This is a genomic window from Synergistaceae bacterium (assembly GCA_017444345.1).
In the GTDB taxonomy this organism is placed as follows: Bacteria; Synergistota; Synergistia; order Synergistales; family Aminobacteriaceae; genus JAFUXM01.
Genome location: JAFSWW010000090.1, coordinates 1 through 18652 on the forward strand (window position 1 = coordinate 1; position 18652 = coordinate 18652).

Below are 18652 nucleotides of genomic sequence, written 5' to 3' on the forward strand. Positions count from 1 at the left end.
CATTCATTAAATACTATTTCTCTTACGTCGGGAGAAATCATGTCTGCTGATTCTTTTATGCGCTTTAGTGTATATTCAGGCAAAATTAGTTGATCAAAAGTGTATCTAGGCTCTTCGGCGTGGTAATTTAGCGATAATTTTTTATAGTCGAACTCGCTATTATTATTGCCGGACTCTTTTGCGATTTCTTGATTTACCGGCCTAAAATTTGGATTCACACGGCTGTAATTTAATTTCACGTCTGAATCTTGGCCTGTTATATCACGAATGATATTAATTATTTCAGAGTCATAGTCAGCACGTAAAGACTCATTCATAATATATATAATTCTTTTATTGCTGGTGAAGAACTCTATATCACGTGAATTTATTATACCGTAAAATTTTTTGAGAGAGGCGCATAATTTCTCGCATAAAATTTTTTGACTTGACTCGTTATTATCAGGTAAACAGATAAATATTTTCATGATTTTAGCGCTCGATTATTACCATTTTTTCTTGACCTAGCAAATTTTTTACTTCTTTGTCGGGTGTGTCAAGAGTATCTTTGTAAATTTCAACTCCGCCGTCAATTTTTCCGCCTGAAGTCTTCGCCGTAACGTGTGTATAACCTTTTTCGCGTGCTGCCTTAAGTGCCTCATATGATCTAGTATTCTTGCATTTTTCCATAACTGAGGGAATTTCAGCTACAATAGCACTATCGATTTTTTTCTCGGTGAAATACTTGTCTATCTTGTCCCATACAAATTTTATAGTGAACTTCACGAGAAAATATCCTAGAACAGCTAAAGCTCCCCAGCCTAATAAACTAAATAACATTTATTTATCCTCCTACAAAATTTTTTATGCGTAAATTTTCATGCCTTCTGAGATCTCGTCTGAAATTTCGTCGCCAGTAATCTCAAAACTTGAATTGCGCCTGACATCCTTTAACTTAACTTTTTTTGCGCTCCTGTATACATTCTCGATAATGGCCTCTTGTATATCTTTGTCGCGCATTGTCTGTTGAATCGTATACTTATTGATTACACCTTTTATGACGTAAACAGCAGCAACAGCAGCACCGCCGATCAGTACAGCAGCTCCGAGTTTGAATAATAAATCCCACATTTATTTTGCGCCTCCTTCTATTATGAGCGTTCCATTTCCGGAAACCATTTCATTCTCTAGGCGTTTATCAAGAGATTCATATTTCACGAGCAAAGAAGCTTGAATATTTTTCTTGTTGAAGTTAATATTAAATTGCTTATTGACGAGCTTTAAAGTCTCGTTATTTGCTTTGAAGACAAGAGCATCACAGCCATTTTGCATTAATTCGTCGTGTGCTTCTATCCAGTTCATGACCTCATCAAATGAAAAACTTGTAGAAGTTGACAATGCCCCGAAATTACGTATTAAAGTTTTCTCGGCCTCTTCGCGTTTATCAGCTTGAAATTTGCTGATTATCCTGTCAATTATACAGCCAGCCGCAAAAGATCCGCCGCCAAGTGCAAATAAACTCATGAGTGATACCTCCATAAATTTTGACCTCCTGAAAAAGTTAAAAATTTTATACGCAAAGATTTTATTACATTTTACAGGGGAGGGGGGTATTATGAGAAATACTGATTTTATATTACAAAAAAATTACTGAAATTTTCATGATATAATGACACTGTTTGAGCTAGAAATTTTACGAAAAAATACAAGTTTTACAGCTACAAAAATATTAATTTTTATGAGTGATAATAAGACTTCACGAGGGGCAAAAATTTTTCTTGTATATAAATTTTAAGGAGATAATTATTCATGACAGAACGCGAAAAAATGACAGCAGGAGAATTATATAATCCTACAGATCCCGAACTCGTTAAATTGCGTCAAAGGGCTCATAAATTATGCGCTCAATATAATAATATAATCGACGACGAGGACGAATTAAAATATTTAATCTTGCGTGAGTTATTGCCGGATTATGACCCCGACGAGATTTATTTTCAGGGGCCTATTTATTTTGACTACGGAGTTAATATTCACATCGGGCGAAATTTTTACGCGAATTTCAACACGACAATTTTAGATGTCTGCCCGGTCTATATCGGCGATAATGTAATGCTAGGCAATAATGTATCACTCTTGACTCCACTTCATCCGCTCGAATACGCAAAAAGAAATCCCCGAATGAATCCAAACGGAGATTTAATTATTCAAGAATATGGGAAGCCGATTATTATAGAGTCAAATTGCTGGCTTGCCGGAAATGTTACAGTTACTGCCGGAGTCAAAATCGGTGCGGGCTGTGTAATAGGTGCCGGGAGTGTAGTAACGCGCGACATCCCCCCGAATTCTTTAGCCGTCGGAGTCCCCTGTAAAGTTATTCGCGAAATTATTCAGGTTAAAGAGTAAGAAAGCCCGGCAAAACTTTTTCAAGCTCGGAAAAATCATATTCACCGACTGATTGACCCTCCCGGAATAATACAGCACCTCCGGGAGTTCCTGCTATTCCGAATTGTGCGTGTCTTGCTTCCTTAGGGCCGTTCACTTCACAGCCCATCACGGCAACTGATACACCGTCCGGCAAATTCTTTAATAAAGGCTCAACAATTTTTACAAGTTTCATGACATCAGCCCGCCGTCTTCCGCATGTCGGACAAGAAATTAAATTCACACCCCTGACTCGCAAATCAAGAGCCTTCAATATTTCATAGCCGACTCTTACTTCACGTTCGGGCTCGTCAGTAAGTGAGACTCTCAAAGTGTCGCCGATCCCCTGTGATAATAAATTCGCAATGCAAGCCGTACCCTTTACGATTCCGCCGTCGCCCGGCCCCGCTTCAGTCAAGCCTATATGCATAGGGAAGTCAGGATAATTTTTTGCGATTAATTTATTTGCATTAACACACTCATTCACATTTGAAGACTTTGCAGAGAGTATTATATTCGTGAAATTGTTATTTAATAATAAATTTGCCTGCTCACTTACTGCGATAAATAGTGCCTGTGCCCTGTCTCCTTTTGCTTGTTCTAGCTGAGATTGCGAGAGTGAACCGCCGTTTGCTCCGATTCGTATTACAACGCCTAAATTTTTCGCAGTAATTATTACATCATTTAATTTATTTAATGGCATGTTACCGGGATTTATGCGGATTGCCCGGCAGCCCGACTCCATTGCTAGAATAGCTAAAACAGGATCAAAATGTATATCGGCCATTATAGTTAATTTCGTGTGAGAGACTAAATATTTTAAGTCATCAGCAAATTTTTTGTCAGGAAGTGCAGCCCGTGCCATCTCACAGCCCGAATTAATTAATCTTTCACACTGTGATAAACACTCTTCGCGCTTATCCAACGAAATTTTCAGCATACTTTCGACTCTGACAGGAGCAGAGCCGCCTATTGTTAGAGAATTTATATTTACTTGATTCTTGCTATACATGAAATTCACCCGTTCAAAAATTTTATAATAATTATAATATGCAGCCATAAAAAAATAATCCCGCAATAATTACGGGAACATTTTGCCCACTCAAAGATTTTAATTAGTTTTTCAAATGAATCAGTGATCCCCGCCCACCCGCCCGCCTATAATTTACTCTTCGCCAAATATAAAAATTTAATGCGTCATGAATAAATTATATACGTCCTTGCATGTTACAAGAATCATTAACGAAATTAACAGCACAAATCCCGCCGTATGAATCCATGACTCGACTTTTTCGGGGAGCCTGCGTCTTACAATCATCTCAAGCAAGACAAATAATATTCGCCCTCCGTCAAGTGCAGGAATCGGAAATAAATTCAATATGCCAAGATTCAGCGCGATAATTGCTATAAACGTTATGAAATCCCATAGTCCCGACCTCATTGCACGCCCTGACATTGAAGCAATCCCGACCGGCCCGGTTACGTCTGCGTCTCGTTTTTGCGTAATTAATTCATAGAGTCCGCGCAGCATCATCATGCTCATTCTATAAGTATATCCGGCTGAACTCGTTAAAGCCTGAAGAAATCCATAACGCTCATAAGAAGGAGAAACGCCTAACATCGGCCGCCCGTATTCTTTATTGACTGGGACATTAACGGAAATATTTATGATTTCTTGATCGCGCCTGATTTCAAGTTTTATATTTGAATCCTTCAGACTCTCGTCGCGAATTTTCTCGGACATCTCGCGCCACTTTGACACGTTTATATTATTCACCTTTAGAATCTCGTCGCCAGCTCTCAAGCCTGCAATCTCAGACGGGAATCCCGGCATAATTTCACCGATTCTAGTGTGATTCATGTCAAGAACTCCATGACCGTAAAGAAATATTGCAGTTAATAGCACAGCAAGCAAAATATTAAATAATGAGCCGTTCAGTAAAATAAAGAATCTTTTCCAAGCGGGCTGCTCGTTAAAACCTTGTCCCGGTATAACTTCCTCGCCGTCGTCCTCTTCGTCCATTCCTGCGAGTCTGCAAAATCCCCCGATCGGCAAAATTCTTAGCGACCAAAGCATATTATTTTTATCCCTGTGCTGTAAAATCGCCGGGCCCATTCCAAAAGCGAATTCATGAACTTGAACGCCTAAAATCTTAGCAGTGATATAATGCCCGTATTCATGAACTATAACACATACTGCAATGACTATAATAAAAGCTATTATGCTAGCCAACAATTTTTAGTGCCTCCTGTTATAAATAAATATAATATTTTAGCGTAAATTTGCCGCTTGAGTATAAGCCTCTTTCATGCGCTCTAGTGCTTCATTTATATAACTCGTAGGACATGCTATATTCCAACGCTCAAAACATTCTCCCTGCTTCCCGAATATATAGCCCTCGTCGAAAAATAATTTTGCTTGAGTGTGATTCACTTTTTCGAGTTCCTTATAACTCAGGCCAAGCCCGCGGCAGTCAAGCCATAATAAGTAAGTGCCTTCGAGGTCATATGCTTTTATTGAGGGAATTTCACGCGCAAGAAAGTCTACAATAATTTTTTTATTCGTGTCAATAATATTAATTGCCTGATCGAGCCAGTCAGCACAATATTTATAAGCCGCCTCACATGCCCTGTAGCCTAAAATATTGCACTTAGGATTTGGATTTGTGAGTCTCAACGCGTTAAAATATTCCCCGCGCAATTTCTCATCAGGAATAAATATATTTGAAGTCTGCAAACCTGCAATATTAAAACTTTTACTCGGAGCAGTGCAAATTATAGAATTAAGCTCGAACTCTTTATTAATCGCAGCAAAAACAGTGTGAGTATAACCGGGCATTATTAAATCATTATGAATCTCATCACTGATAATAAGCACGTTATATTTTAGGCAGATTTCGCCCATTTTGATTAACTCTTCACGAGTCCAGACTCGCCCGATGGGATTATGAGGGCTGCAAAGTATAAAAATTTTCGTGTTAGGATCTGCTGCCTTGCGCTCGAAATCGTCAAAATCTATTATATAACTCGTTCCAGTGTCAATTAATTTGCAGTCAACTAAGACTCTTCTATTAAATTCTATAGACATATACATGGGATAATATACAGGAGTCAATAACATAACGCCGTCGCCGGGATTCGTGAAGGTCTTGACGATCTCAAAAAATGCGTCTACTACTCCATGCGTGTTTAATATCCATTCAGGTTTTGCGTCCCAGTTATGCCGAGTCCTCATCCAGTTACATACAGTCTCTAAATATTCTCGTGTCGGGTTTGCATAGCCCATAATTGAATTATCGAGTTCGTTTTTTAGCGCGTCAATAATTTCCGGTGCTGTTGTGAATTCCATATCTGCAACTGAAAACGGTATTATATTTTCTGACTCGTCAATGCCGAATTTTGCCAGCTCGTCCCATTTGCCTGAACCTGTGTTAAATCTCTTGTGTACGGTCTCAAAATTATATTTCATTTTATTTGCTCCTCGTGTAAATATGGCCTAAATATACTACAAAATAGCAATCGTACAAGATTCAAAGCTCGAAGCCAGTATGTGAACTTGCAAGATTTAATTAATCCGCATATTGTCTCGCTCAAAAAGGGGGATATTTCGTGCCTATATTGTAAATAATTAACTTTTTTAAGAGTACTAGCCAACGTAGAATGTGCAAATCTAAAAGATTTTACTGCTATATCAGGCCTGTTAATGCTCATGAAATAATTATAACGGTCTTGAGCTATAAATTCTTTGTCATGGAAATCGTGAATATCAAAGTATTTTTGCGAAAGAATACCCATTACACTTTTATCATGATATCTATGAACACATAACACTTCATTCAAGAGTACTATTTTATTGCAAGCTCCGATTATTCTATGTTTTGTAGCTGAGTCGTCGTGTTTATTTCCTTTAGGAAACCGAATCCAGTTAAAGATTTCAGATTTATATAATTTTGTCCACAATACATCGTATTCAAAAGAATATTGAGGTTTTTCGTAAGCATTAAATGCCTCTTCACGTGAAAATACTTCACAATGAGATTCAATCATTATTCTTTTTCGCGGAAGTGGATTATCATTTGCATCAATTAGAGAAAAAGTGCATATACTCATATCTGCGTCATTCTCTATCATTGCATTATATAATTTCTCGTACATATCGGGCAAAATATAATCATCGCTGTCAACTATTCCGATTAGAGGACTCTTCACTGTATCAAGTGCAGCATTACGGGAATCTCCTGCGCCGCCGTTTTCTTTATGAATGACTCTGACTCGCGGGTCTCGTTTTGCCCATTCGTCGCAAATTGCCGGGCTGTTATCCGTTGAACCGTCATCAACTAATATTATTTCAAGATTCGTATATGTCTGATTCACTACGCTTTGAACGCACTTATTTAAATATTTCTCGACATTATAAACGGGAATAATCACGGATAATAATGGCCTTGTGCCTTGTAACGTTATTACTTGTCATTTGTCAAGAGTCCTCCTGCGTAAAATTTTATTTATTTTATCACACGAATAACGCCCTGACAGCATTCAACACAGCAAGAATCATTACTCCTACATCTGCGAACACAGCAAGCCACATATCAGCAAGTCCCATAGCTCCCAGTGCCAAGCATAATAATTTAATCCCGACGGAAAAATAAATATTTTGCTTAACTATGCGCATTACTTTGCGAGAAATTTTTACAGCCTGCGAGACTTTTTGCGGGTCATCGTCCATTAATACGACGTCGGCGGCCTCAATTGCTGCGTCTGAACCTAGCGCACCCATCGCAATTCCTACATCAGCACGGGCAATTACTGGAGCGTCATTTATTCCGTCACCTATAAAAGCTGTTATGCCTGAACTTGAAAGATTTTCGAGCCTGCTTACTTTATCGGCTGGCAATAATTCCGAGTAAAATTCATTTATTCCCAGTGAGTCGGCGACTTCTTTAGCTGAGTTATAATTATCGCCTGTGAGCATTATAATTTTTTTGACTCCGGACGCTTTTAATTTCTCTATTGCAGATTTTGAGCCTTGCTTTATTATATCCGAGATTACTATATGACCGGCATAAATATTATTAATAGCAACATGAATAATAGTTCCTGCTTTAGATTTGCTGCATTTCTCGCAAGGTTTGAGATCTGCTTTAATCAAGCTCATAAATTTCGCATTACCCACGCAAATAATATTATTATTGACTTTAGCCCTGACTCCATAGCCGGGGATTTCTTCAGATTGTGTTATAATACACGAGTCTGACTCGTTTTGATAGGCACGCTTTAAAGACTCTGCTACGGGATGATTTGAGAATCTTTCAACATGGGCGGCCAAGTGTAATAATTCTTGAGAGTCTATAATATCAGGATGCATAGCAGTAACTTCAAAGACTCCGCGCGTTAAAGTCCCTGTTTTGTCGAACACAGCACAAGAAATTTTTGAGAGTCTTTCAAGAAAGTTAGAGCCCTTCACGAGAATACCAGCCCGGCCAGCCCCGCCGATTCCCGCAAAAAAAGTTAGTGGAATACTAATAACTAACGCACAAGGACAGCTAATCACGAGAAAAGTCAACGACCTATAAAGCCATTTATCGAAATTTGCCCAGCCAGTTATTAAAGCCGGAATAAATGCAAGACCGAGCGCGCATATACACACAGCGGGAGTATAAAATTTTGCGAAACGTGAAATAAATTTTTCAGTCTTGGCCTTGTTAGTGCTTGAGTTCTCTACGAGTTCTAAAATTTTCGCAGCCGTTGAGTCCTTATATTCGCGGGTTGTCCTGATTTTGATTACACGTTCGAGATTTACGGAGCCGCTTATAACCTCGTCGCCTTCAGTAAAATTTTTAGGTAAACTTTCACCGGTTAGAGCTTTCATGTCGAGTGCTGAACTTCCCGAAATTATAACGCCGTCAATCGGGATTTTTTCGCCGGGCTTGACAATTATAATGCTGCCAGTTTTCACACTTTCAGGGGGGACTCTTTCAAGCGAGCTATTTACTTCTATATTTGCATAATCGGGCTTGAGATTCTTTAAATTTGTGATATTCTCCCGGCTCTTGTCAACTGCGTAGTCCTCAAAGAGTTCGCCTATCTTGTAAAATATCATTACTGCAGAGGCTTCTATATAATTCCCGTCGTCATAATAAGCTAGACACAACGCCCCTATAGTCGCTATTGACATCAAAAAATTTTCGTCAAAGATTTCACGTTCTCTGATTCCGTCAAGAGATTCAAGCAAGACATCATAACCGGCTATTAAATAAGGCACGAGATAAAGCGCGAATTTTGCCCAGCCATTAACAGGCACGAAATTAAGAATTACAAGCAAAATAATTGACAGGACTACACGAGCAAGAGTCCGACACATTTTGTATTACCCTCCTGTGAAATAAATAATCAAACATTCATTTGAATATTTGACATTATAGCGCGTTAAAAATTTCCGTCAATCACGGGGCATTTAATATTAAAAATTGCTTCAATAGTGGCGTGTAATAAATCTGCTTCAGGTAAGGAGTCATTAAATGAGTAGTGAATTTCTTGCCCGATCCTTTGAGTATTAACGAGATTAGCGCGCTTTAAAATTTGCAGGTGATGTGATATAACGGCTTTGCTCATTCCGACGGCTGCGGCAATATCCGAGACACATTCACGGCTGTGAAATAATATCCATAAAATTTTTAGTCGTGTAGGATCTCCCAGTTTCTGGAAAATTTCAGCTGTGTTAATAAATTTCTCGTTATCGGGCATGTTATCGAGCACATATTTTATATTAGTATTATGATCATGCGGCAAATTTATATTCATTCTTTCAAGTCCTTTGCTAGTAAATAATATAAATTATCTCACACTCTGCAATAAGCAATAAAAAAAGGGAAGCCGGAGCCTCCCCTGTTAAAAATTTCGTGATTGCTTAAAAATTAAGTTTCTTAATGCCTGAGAATGTATTAACTTCCCTGTTAGTCTCAAGAGTAAATACTGTGTCGGACTCTAAAACTGTTCTGGGATAAGCTGCCATATCATCGTCAAGTATTCCATTAAATGAAATATCTGTCTCGCCGTATTGAGTCTGAATTACTGTGTCTTCATATTTTGACATGTCAGAACTTCCCTCGCCGCCCGGTGTAACGTCGTCGCTTCCTGGTTGTCCGCCGTCTGGAGGAGTCCCGCCGCCCCCGCTGCCACTTGCTGCAGTCCAATTTATTGTCGCGCTGTCAGAAATATATACGCCCTTTTCTGCGTCTATACCTGCCTCACCTGCTGAATTTTGCAGCTGGCTTCCTGCTGTGAGGTTCAGAGTTCCGCCGTTAATTGTTACATAGCCGTTTGAGTCGATTCCGTCTCCGCCCGTTGATGTAGCTGTCAGAGTGCCTGCGTTCATGGTAAAAACTGAAATATCATCTTCATTCACGTTAATTGCATCGTCGGGAGCTGTTACGCTGATTTTGCCGCTGTCTATGACTAAATGCAAATCAGTGCCGAGTCCTTCAAGAGTCGTAGAAGTAATATTCAGACTCCCTGAAGCTGTGCTGCTCTCTGCTCCGATTACCATAGAGACAAACGAATAAAACGCTGCATCCATCTTGTACATTTTTTTCTGATCGCTTATATCAGTGCCGTTAACTTTTGCAGCTGAACTCTTAGGCTCAAGTTTTAATATTCTGTAGACATTTGCGCCCGTAAAATTATTTGTCGTTCCGTCTGCAATAATGACTCTTGCGCCTGCTTTGCTTGTTATTGTATCAGTTCCCAGAGTCTTCCATGAATTAGCCGATACTGTTTCGTCAGCAGATCCGCACTCGTAGACATCATGAAAAACTAGGGCCGGAGCAACATCGCAGCTAACTTCTACGCCGTTAAGTATAATCGTAACTACTGCGTCAGAGTCATCGTCATCGCCTGCGTCGATCCAAATTTGACCGTGCCATTTTCCTGAAAGTCTGTAAGTTCCGGGCTGTGTAATGTGTAAAACGGGATTATTATATGCCTCGCTTGCTGAGTGAGTCATTGTGCTATAAGCTGTTATGCTGCTGTCAGTCGTTGCTGAAACAGTGAGTCCCGGTAATGAAGGACGATCTCCACTGGGCATATTTCCGTCCGGAGGTGTCGGCATGTCTCCGCTGCCAGTTCCGGGGAACATTCCGCCGTTATCGCCGCTGCCGGGCATCATTCCGCCGCCGCCCATTCCTGCCATTTGAGTAGGAAGAGTCGCGAAAATATAAGGCCCTCCGAATTCACTGCCCTTGTCTGCAACTATATCGGCAATTTCTGCACTGACAACGCTTGAAGTCGTATCATAATATACTACATATTCTGTGTCTTCGTCTTTAACTGCAGTCTGTGAGGCCGTAAAAGTCAAATCACTATTTGTGTAGCGAACATCACGGGCAATATATAATCCGCCTTCTTCAGTTGTCGAGACATTATTCAAATATTGATCCTCGTCGTATTCATTGCCGTTTAACGTCCAGTATTCGCCGACGTGCTGGGGATCAGCGTGCCAAACAAAGGGAGTTTCAGGAATATTTGTCTCAGTGCTTCCTATTTTTTCCGTTGCTGTTGATCCGTTAAGAATAATATCAATTACGTTGCTGTCGTCATAAGTCAACGCGGAATTAGTAACATAGCTTGCAGGAATAGTGAGGCCTGTATAACCTAATTGAGTCCCGCCTGAGTGAGTTACTTGTGAGCTTGTCGTGTCCGTGCCTGTACCATTAGGATTATAGGCGAATACTACGCGGTTATCACTGTTGCGCATTATGACGATTGACTCGCCGGTGAACTCGTCATTAAAGCCGAGATTTAATGCTGCCTGAGTATTTACAGGATTTGAAATCGGAGCGATATAGATTCTTGGGTCTCCGCTCGCGTTGTTGAGAGTTGCACCCTGAAAGATTCTATAAGTTTCTCCGCGCTGTAATGAAGGCGATGCAATACTGAAGACTTCAGCCGGATTCGTTACTGTCTCGCTGCTGTCATCATAATATAGAAAATTACTGCTGCTGCCTCCGCACCCCGATAATGACACGACTAACAAAGCCATTAACGAGATATAAATAAAATATGAAAATTTTTTGAACATTTTTAGAGGATTCCTCCCTTGTAAAATAATAATGTTTAGATTATAACAGAAAAAATAATTTAAATTTATGAGATTTCAAGAATTATGCAGCAAAATAAAACGGTCTCAATAGTCGAGGGGTCATTATGTATAGCATTATCGTTTATATTATCGCAATTTTTCTTGTTTAGATTTTCACAGGACGGCGCGATAAGTTTTGAACTCACACCGCTTATTATATTGACTTATAGACGAGGCTTTAAAATCGGCGTGATTTCCGGTGCAGTATTCGGCCTTATCAGGTGCATATTAGGCGGTTATTTCATGAATATTATTCAAGTTTTGCTTGATTATCCTTTAGCATTTGCCTGCGTGGGATTTGCTGCGATACGACCTAAAATTTTAGGGCTCATAATTGCGGCACTGGGAACTATTTCATGCAGTGTAATATCAGGCGTAATATTTTTTTCTCAATTTGCACCTGAAGGCCAGAACCCTTTTATATATTCGCTTGCTGTTAATGTGCCTATACTCGGAGGCTTGTATATTTTATCAGGAGCAGCGGCTTTGATTTTATGGAAATATTTAGAGAAAGTGTTAATTTAATAGCAGCAAATTTTATCACGGCTTGATTTATGGCGCGTCATGAATGCTAATAAATAATTTATCACGAAATTTTTACGAGATATAATATATTCATGAATGAAAATTTTATTTCTATAAAGACTCCGCGAATAATTATATCAGGAGCTTCCAGCAGTTCAGGCAAGACTACTATAACATGCGGACTCTTGAGAATATTAAGCATACGGGGCTATAAAATTTCAGCTTACAAGACCGGCCCGGACTATATAGATCCGCAATATTTAAGGCATTCAGGAAATTGCGAGGCCTATAATCTCGATACTTGGCTGATGAGTCAAGATTTAACAAGAAAACTTTTCGCGCTGACTTCACAGGATAAAAATTTTGCAGTAATCGAGGGCGCAATGGGACTCTATGACGGAGGGACTCACAGTTCGGCCAGTATAGCAAAATTATTAAATTGTCCTGTTATTCTCGTCATAAACGCAAAATCACTCGGTGAAAGCGTCGGGGCTATTGCGTCAGGTTTTCGCGATTACGACAAAAATATAAATCTCGCCGGAGTAATCATAAATTTTGCAGGGTCTGACTCTCACGTTAAAATTATCGCCGATGAATTAAGACGCTCAAATATAAATTTTTTAGGGGCAATCAAGCGAGATAATAATATAATGATTCCTGAACGTAATTTAGGGCTGACTCCAGTCAACGAGCAGAAAATTTTTAATTATGACGACTTAGCACAATTAATCGAGGAATCTATAAATCTTGACGAAATTTTGAGAATCTCACAAACTGCACCGGCCTTAAAACTTGAATATAAGCCCGCAAAAAAATTATCTCGCAAAAAAGTTATTGCAGTCGCCCATGATGAAGCATTTAATTTCTATTATCCTGAAAGTTTGATTACACTTGAGAAGCTCGGCGCAAAATTAATATATTTCTCGCCCATTCATGATAAAGAATTGCCCGGTGCAGACGGGTATATTTTCGGCGGGGGATTTCCTGAAATTTTTGCGGATAAATTATCGCGTAATCGTTCAATGTTAGAAAGCGTGAGAAATTGCAACAAAAAAATTTTAGCGGAGTGCGGGGGATTCATGTATTTATGCAGGAGTCTAAAAGATTTACACGGAAATATTTTCGAGATGTCAGGCCTGATAAATGCAGATTCTATAATGACAAGTAAACCAGTTATAGGCTATATTCAAGCGCGGGCGTTAAGTGATAATATTCTTTGTGATTTAAATAAAATTATTTGCGGTCATGAATTTCACTATTCGAGAATTATTCTTGATTCGTGTGATTCTTGCGCGTTTGAGTTTGTGAGAGCTAAGACAGGGGAGACTCATAAATGCGGCTATGTGAGTGAAAATATATTAGCGTCATATTTGCATATAAACTTTTTCGGGAATGAGAAATTAGCAGCAAAATTTTTAGATTCGAACGAGCGATAAATTACGGGGGGGCGGGTGGCTGGGCACTACTCGACACTAACGAGCGACTCATTAAATGCCATAGGGGAGCAAATAATCTTATGTTCATTAATAAATTATAAATTTTGTTGGATTGGCGGGGGCTGCTCAACACTAACGAGCGACTCATTTAAATAATAAATCAATAAAATTTTTATATGCTTGTCTTGACTTGAAGCAGACTCTAACAGTTTATAATACGCAAAAATATTAATTTATATCAGGAGGAAATTTTTACATGAATAAAATTTTTATCTCATTATTAATTATTCTTGTCTTAGCATGTTCGGCAAATGCAGCCAGTGCAAAAAGTTTAGTGCTTGTGTTCTCTCGTGCTGATGAGAATTACAGTGTCGGCTATATTCTTAAGGGCAATACTATGATTTTAGCTGAATATATTGCAGAAAAAACCGGCTCGGACTTATTCGAGGTCAAGCCCGCAAAAAAATATCCTGCAGATTATGACACTTGCATTGATGTAGCAAAAAATGAGCTGAATAATAACGCCCGCCCCGCAATTCTTGAAGATAAGGACATAAGCGAATACGATACGATTTTCATGGGTTATCCGATTTGGTGGGGAGATTTGCCGATGTGCTTATATACTTTTATAGAGGCTCATAACTGGGAGGGCAAGAAAATAATTCCCTTCTGTACTCATGAAGGCAGCGGAATGGGACGCACTGACAGAAATATAGAACGAGCTGCAAAGGGTTCACAAGTTATGAAGGGTCTTGCTGTTCGGGGAGCAACTGCACAGAATAACACTGACAGCGCAAAAAAGAATATTGATTCATGGCTTAAAAGTTTAGGCTTATAAAATAAATATTCAGCTCGTAAAAAAATTCTCCCCCTTTGAGTGAATCATGGAGGGAGAAATTAATTTATTTTATATATCTATATCTGCATCAAGTTCTAATTTTGTCAATAAAAATTTTTCTTCGTCCTCGTCAAGACTTTCACCGCGAATTAATTTTAAAGCGACTTGGCTGTTACGCTCCACTCTGCAGGACAGATCGAGCGGGTAAATTTTAGGAATAAGATTTATACAATTTTCGGCCTCTGAAGTCTTAGACTCTGAGAATACAGAAGGATTAAATCTGCGGTCACACATTGTCCCGACTGCAAGAACACACACGACTAATATATCGGATCTGATTCTCCCTGAGTTAATGCCATTAATCAGCGCGTTTAAAATCTCTTCCCGTTTTTCCTGCGAGACTGGGCAGCTTCCGTCATTTCTTAGTGATACTGCGATTGCATGTGCGCTTAACTGTAAATGATTCCCGACATGACGCATTTCAAGAGCCATATCATTTAAGAAAGTGCTTATTACCCATTTTAGCTGTGTTCTAGTTTTAGCATGAGAATATAAACACGAGCCTATATATTGATTTTTTTTATGGAGCGTCTCAAGTCTATTCATGATTTCAGGAGTCCCGCATATACTTAGCGCGTAAATTGCTTGGATATTAGCATTAATTCTTTGGCCTTTGTGCTGCATTGAGATGCCTAAAATTTCTGCTCCCAGCTGTTGAATACATATTTCTGCTAATTTTCTGCGGTTATTATCTGTGAGTTCATTTGACAGGCGGCGTATCATTGTGAATAAACGCATTCTAGCTTCGTCGTTAGTATTGCTGTCAGAGAGTGCGGCAAGAATGGGACGTATAAAATCTGAATGATTATCAGCGTTCATAATATTGTCTGCGGTGTCTCTTATTCTAACAGTTAATTCGCGCTGCTTAGAGATAGAGTAGAGTCTTCCTGATCTTACTTTTGAGAGATTCAAGCATAATTGCACAAAAGTTTTTATCTCGCTTAAAGCATTTAATCTCGTTCCTTTAGGGGGAAGCATTTTAACTTTTGCTGTTGACTGTTCGGGGCTGTTTATTGCGATTTCTGCCGTACCTTCTTCTATTATTTGCTGCCCTTCAAGATCATTGCTTGTCCATGCTTTCATTGAGATAACTTTGCTCTTATTCATGTGAATAATAAAAGCTACATAAGCACCATCAGAAAATTTTGTAGTAAATTCAATATTGCCGTTAGCTATAGTTCTATAAGTTCCGTCAATATTCCGGCTTTTAATGGGAATAGCTACTCTTGATTGTAAAGGGTCAATCCTGAATCCTGTCATAATTTGTGATTCATACGGAAGAGCCGCGCCCGTCGGGATTATCATGTGAACAGCTCCATTTTTCATGCCCATATAAAGCGCGTCATTTAAGATAACTTCTCCCAGTTCGATATTTATGCGGGGGGATAAAATTTCTTGATTAATTTCCGGCTTTTCTGCTTTTTCTGCCGGGACTGAAGAAAGCTCTTGGCCGATAATTTTCATGTTGTCCTGAATTTCTGAATGCTGCTTCAGAAAATAATGATATACTGCTGCTCCCCTTGCTACGGCCAAGTCAGGATCTAAAGCTGTGATCGGGTCAAAACCGAAAAAAGTTTTGAGTCGTTCATTTATCATATAAAATTTAGACATTCCGCCGCTTACTATTACGGCATCAATTTTTACGTCAGGAGTGCCTAATTTATCAGCTGCTTTCTTTAAGACATCAAGTATAGGATAAATAATATTCTTTGTGTCCTTGACTGATTCGAGATTCTTGTAATCATCAAATTTCAAGTTATTGGCCATAAATGGAGCAAATATTGCTTCAATATCTGATTTCTTGAAATTGTCCGAGTAAGAATAACCTATTCCGCCCATAGAGCCGCCTGTATCTATTGAAGGTTCTTCGTCTTCATCATACCAGCCGGAATTATAATCATCGCTGCATTGCTGACTGATTCCGACTTTCACGTATTCGGCATAAGTTCTTAATTGAGGCATTATTATATTTTCTTTCTGGTCAAGCTGTGCAGAAACGCCGGGATTCTTTGAATATTGCTGCTTATAGCGTTTAAACATTTCGATAGCTAATGCCTCGTCAAAATTATCGCCTCCCAGTAGTGTATAACGGTTTGCAGCAATCTCGTCTACTTTGAGAATATCAGGTGATTCATTGCGTCTCTTTATTTCGTGCAGAGTAATATCAAGTGTTCCGCCTCCTAAATCAAAGACAAGCACTCTTTTCATTGAAGATAAATCAAGAATTATATCTGAAATTTCACCGTTTTGAATTTGATTTATCAGGTCATAAATAATAGCGTTTGGTTCAGATAATAATATAGGCTTCTCTGTACCGTCGGGATTTCTTACGGATATGCCGGCCAGTTCTGCAGCATCCTGTGTAGCTTTGCACATTACAGAATCAAAATTTGCAGGTACAGTTATAACAGCGTCAGTTATAGGACAATGATAAATTTTTGAGGCCTCACGTAATAAATGCTGTAATATTCTTGATGAAATTTGTGCCGGAGTCTTGTCGGGAATATCAGGCGATAAACCTTCAGCTAAGGGTTTACCCATTTGACTTTTGATTGATTTTGCGACTAAATGCGGCCTTAAAGAATATTGACGTTTTGCGAAATCACCTACAAGAGGCTCATAATTTTTCTCTTGCCGATAAAATACAAATGAAGGCAGAGTCGTTTTTTTCTCAGTGGATAAAGCTGCCTCGCCCAATGCACTGTTAAAGACATCATAAGCTCTTGAAATATCTACTACTTTGCTTTTAACTTGACCGTTTGGACGTACATTTACAGTAGCAAGCACTGAATTAGTAGTCCCTAAATCTATGCCTATGCACAGATCATTACGAGTGTTTGCAGGACTCATAAATTTTTGCTCCTTTCATGTTTATATTTATATATAATTTATGCTTGTATATATTCCTTTACTCTAGGGCGCGAGATTTGAACGTTTTGATCTTTATAGACCCACCCCGGTGAGATTACTTCAATAATTTTGCGGTCATTAACTGACTCAAATGGTGAGCCTTCATAATCGCAGAATTCTATATCATTTGCGCAGACTTCTTTTTTTGAATGCGGCTTCATAATCGGATCTATATGGCTGTCTCTTGTAAACTGTATAAGCTGCCTTACCATTATGAATAACCCGTTTATTTCAATCGGTAATTCGTAGCCTTCTTTCTTTAATTTGTCCATGCCTGTCCTCACTTGTAAGAGCTGATCTAAAATATTACCGTATCTGTCAGAATTGAGTTTTGCAAAAAAATCCGTAAGTTCTGAAATTTTGCTCTCTTGAAGCTGATCGTTGAATTCGTCCTGAAGTTCGCCGAGCATTTCATTTGTGCGCTGTAGTTCGCTTTCTAGTTCGTCAATTTTTTTCACGGCCTGTTCTTGTGAAATTTGGCGTATTTCTTTATTTTTCTTGCGCTTATATAACGGGAAATCATAGACATGGCATAAAGCGTCATACATGTGATAAAAATAATTTTTTGCAAGAATATAGCCGAGCCTGAATAATAATTCTTTATCGCCGAACTTGTCAATCTCCGGGAATTTCTCATAAATCATAATGGCCGCTAAACGTTCCTGAAGTGATCTATAACCTAAATCCTGTTTACGCTGCTGTTCGAGTTTATCAAAGCTTTCTTTACTGCCTGTTAATGCGCCTGCGTAGAAATCAGCGAGTGAATCGGCCCATTTAAGCAGCTTATTACGTTTTTCAGGGTTGGCAATTTTCATATCTCTTAATATGCGTAAAATTTTCTCTTGTGTTAAATTAAGACTCTGCGCGCATTCTGACGGTGATGAGTCTTGATTCTTGCAGAGAAAAGCTAATAAATTATTCTCAATCCTGTATTTAACATATTCATCGTTATAAGCTTTGCTTACAAAACTTTGAATCTTCTCGTGTATTTCGCTGATAACTTCATCGGCGCGACCTGATAAAATCTGACTTGACATTTTTTAGCAAACCTCCTGAATTATTTATAAAATATACAGCTGCTTATCTTCCGCAAAAATAAATTGTGTACGGCATTCTGAGTCTTTCATGATTTCGTCTTCTATTGTAGCATTATTTGCAGCATTATTACTTTTACCGCCGCAATGTACTATTATTGCTTGTTTGGGATTAAGCTGCTTTATAAAACTTTTCATTTCCGCAAAATCTTCGTGAAGTGAGAAGTCAATATTAAAATTTACAGCGTTTAAATCTTTATATGCCGAGTTAGTTATTATAATGCCTGAATTATATCTAGCAAAATTA

Annotated in this window: 18 protein-coding genes; 4 read left to right on the forward strand and 14 right to left on the reverse strand. The window is 38.8% G+C overall.

Features of this window, described 5'->3' with window-relative positions:
- From IJS99_06690 to IJS99_06705, 4 genes are all read right to left on the reverse strand, one after another.
- The coding region (locus IJS99_06690; protein MBQ7561502.1) for a hypothetical protein at positions 1-467 on the reverse strand (467 nt) is incomplete at its 3' end.
- 4 nt (positions 468-471) lie between these two features.
- The gene (locus IJS99_06695) at positions 472-819 is read right to left on the reverse strand and encodes a hypothetical protein (protein MBQ7561503.1); all 348 of its coding nucleotides are present in this window, start codon (positions 817-819) and stop codon (positions 472-474) included.
- A gap of 24 nt (positions 820-843) precedes the next feature.
- Positions 844-1110, reverse strand: a complete 267-nt coding sequence (locus IJS99_06700) for a hypothetical protein (GenBank protein MBQ7561504.1) — start codon at positions 1108-1110, stop codon at positions 844-846.
- Positions 1111-1518 (reverse strand): hypothetical protein, encoded by a 408-nt coding sequence (locus IJS99_06705; GenBank protein ID MBQ7561505.1) that lies wholly within the window; start codon positions 1516-1518, stop codon positions 1111-1113.
- A 270-nt stretch (positions 1519-1788) separates the two neighbouring features.
- Between IJS99_06705 and IJS99_06710 the strand changes: the two genes are divergently transcribed.
- Positions 1789-2385, forward strand: coding sequence for a sugar O-acetyltransferase (locus IJS99_06710; GenBank protein MBQ7561506.1), 597 nt, complete (start codon positions 1789-1791; stop codon positions 2383-2385).
- Here IJS99_06710 and ispG read toward each other — a convergent pair.
- The 7 genes from ispG to IJS99_06745 form a co-directional block, all read right to left on the reverse strand.
- Entirely contained in the window at positions 2375-3415 is a 1041-nt protein-coding gene (gene ispG, locus IJS99_06715; protein ID MBQ7561507.1) for a (E)-4-hydroxy-3-methylbut-2-enyl-diphosphate synthase, read from the reverse strand. The two genes, IJS99_06710 and ispG, sit on opposite strands and share 11 nt — an antisense overlap.
- 177 nt (positions 3416-3592) lie before the next feature.
- Positions 3593-4639 (reverse strand): RIP metalloprotease RseP, encoded by a 1047-nt coding sequence (rseP, locus tag IJS99_06720; GenBank protein ID MBQ7561508.1) that lies wholly within the window; start codon positions 4637-4639, stop codon positions 3593-3595.
- A gap of 36 nt (positions 4640-4675) precedes the next feature.
- Positions 4676-5872: a pyridoxal phosphate-dependent aminotransferase gene (locus IJS99_06725; GenBank protein ID MBQ7561509.1), complete on the reverse strand. Its 1197-nt coding sequence runs from the start codon at positions 5870-5872 to the stop codon at positions 4676-4678.
- Positions 5869-6834, reverse strand: a complete 966-nt coding sequence (locus tag IJS99_06730; protein MBQ7561510.1) for a glycosyltransferase — start codon at positions 6832-6834, stop codon at positions 5869-5871. Before IJS99_06730 ends, IJS99_06725 begins: the two co-directional genes overlap by 4 nt.
- Before the next feature lie 82 nt (positions 6835-6916).
- A complete protein-coding gene (locus tag IJS99_06735) occupies positions 6917-8767 on the reverse strand; it encodes a heavy metal translocating P-type ATPase (protein ID MBQ7561511.1) in 1851 nt (616 codons plus the stop codon).
- A gap of 65 nt (positions 8768-8832) precedes the next feature.
- Positions 8833-9207 (reverse strand): winged helix-turn-helix transcriptional regulator, encoded by a 375-nt coding sequence (locus IJS99_06740; GenBank protein MBQ7561512.1) that lies wholly within the window; start codon positions 9205-9207, stop codon positions 8833-8835.
- Between the two features lie 106 nt (positions 9208-9313).
- Positions 9314-11482, reverse strand: a complete 2169-nt coding sequence (locus IJS99_06745; protein ID MBQ7561513.1) for a carbohydrate-binding domain-containing protein — start codon at positions 11480-11482, stop codon at positions 9314-9316.
- 84 nt (positions 11483-11566) lie between these two features.
- Between IJS99_06745 and IJS99_06750 the strand changes: the two genes are divergently transcribed.
- The 3 genes from IJS99_06750 (at position 11567) to IJS99_06760 (ending at position 14341) form a co-directional block, all read left to right on the forward strand.
- On the forward strand, positions 11567-12067 hold the full coding sequence (locus tag IJS99_06750; GenBank protein ID MBQ7561514.1) for an energy-coupled thiamine transporter ThiT: 501 nt from the start codon (positions 11567-11569) through the stop codon (positions 12065-12067).
- A 92-nt stretch (positions 12068-12159) separates the two neighbouring features.
- Positions 12160-13503 (forward strand): cobyrinate a,c-diamide synthase, encoded by a 1344-nt coding sequence (locus IJS99_06755; protein ID MBQ7561515.1) that lies wholly within the window; start codon positions 12160-12162, stop codon positions 13501-13503.
- A 256-nt stretch (positions 13504-13759) separates the two neighbouring features.
- Positions 13760-14341, forward strand: coding sequence for a flavodoxin (locus IJS99_06760; GenBank protein MBQ7561516.1), 582 nt, complete (start codon positions 13760-13762; stop codon positions 14339-14341).
- Positions 14342-14410: 69 nt separating this feature from the next.
- Here the strand turns inward: IJS99_06760 and IJS99_06765 are convergent, their stop codons facing one another.
- The 3 genes from IJS99_06765 to IJS99_06775 all read right to left on the reverse strand — a co-directional run.
- Complete coding sequence (locus IJS99_06765) at positions 14411-17251, reverse strand: Hsp70 family protein (protein MBQ7561517.1); 2841 nt, start codon at positions 17249-17251, stop codon at positions 14411-14413.
- 38 nt (positions 17252-17289) lie between these two features.
- Entirely contained in the window at positions 17290-18348 is a 1059-nt protein-coding gene (locus IJS99_06770; protein MBQ7561518.1) for a hypothetical protein, read from the reverse strand.
- Between the two features lie 24 nt (positions 18349-18372).
- A partial coding sequence (locus IJS99_06775) for a hypothetical protein (GenBank protein MBQ7561519.1) occupies positions 18373-18652 on the reverse strand: 280 nt, incomplete at its 5' end.

Coding starts and splice junctions, on each gene's coding strand:
- IJS99_06755 (MBQ7561515.1), top strand. CDS start 12,160: ATGAATGAAAATTTTATTTCTATAAAGACTCCGCGAATAATTATATCA.
- IJS99_06740 (MBQ7561512.1), bottom strand. CDS start 9,207: ATGAATATAAATTTGCCGCATGATCATAATACTAATATAAAATATGTG.
- IJS99_06700 (MBQ7561504.1), bottom strand. CDS start 1,110: ATGTGGGATTTATTATTCAAACTCGGAGCTGCTGTACTGATCGGCGGT.
- IJS99_06735 (MBQ7561511.1), bottom strand. CDS start 8,767: ATGTGTCGGACTCTTGCTCGTGTAGTCCTGTCAATTATTTTGCTTGTA.
- ispG (MBQ7561507.1), bottom strand. CDS start 3,415: ATGTATAGCAAGAATCAAGTAAATATAAATTCTCTAACAATAGGCGGC.
- IJS99_06750 (MBQ7561514.1), top strand. CDS start 11,567: ATGCAGCAAAATAAAACGGTCTCAATAGTCGAGGGGTCATTATGTATA.
- IJS99_06770 (MBQ7561518.1), bottom strand. CDS start 18,348: ATGTCAAGTCAGATTTTATCAGGTCGCGCCGATGAAGTTATCAGCGAA.
- IJS99_06725 (MBQ7561509.1), bottom strand. CDS start 5,872: ATGAAATATAATTTTGAGACCGTACACAAGAGATTTAACACAGGTTCA.
- IJS99_06765 (MBQ7561517.1), bottom strand. CDS start 17,251: ATGAGTCCTGCAAACACTCGTAATGATCTGTGCATAGGCATAGATTTA.
- IJS99_06745 (MBQ7561513.1), bottom strand. CDS start 11,482: ATGTTCAAAAAATTTTCATATTTTATTTATATCTCGTTAATGGCTTTG.
- IJS99_06760 (MBQ7561516.1), top strand. CDS start 13,760: ATGAATAAAATTTTTATCTCATTATTAATTATTCTTGTCTTAGCATGT.
- IJS99_06705 (MBQ7561505.1), bottom strand. CDS start 1,518: ATGGAGGTATCACTCATGAGTTTATTTGCACTTGGCGGCGGATCTTTT.
- IJS99_06710 (MBQ7561506.1), top strand. CDS start 1,789: ATGACAGAACGCGAAAAAATGACAGCAGGAGAATTATATAATCCTACA.
- IJS99_06695 (MBQ7561503.1), bottom strand. CDS start 819: ATGTTATTTAGTTTATTAGGCTGGGGAGCTTTAGCTGTTCTAGGATAT.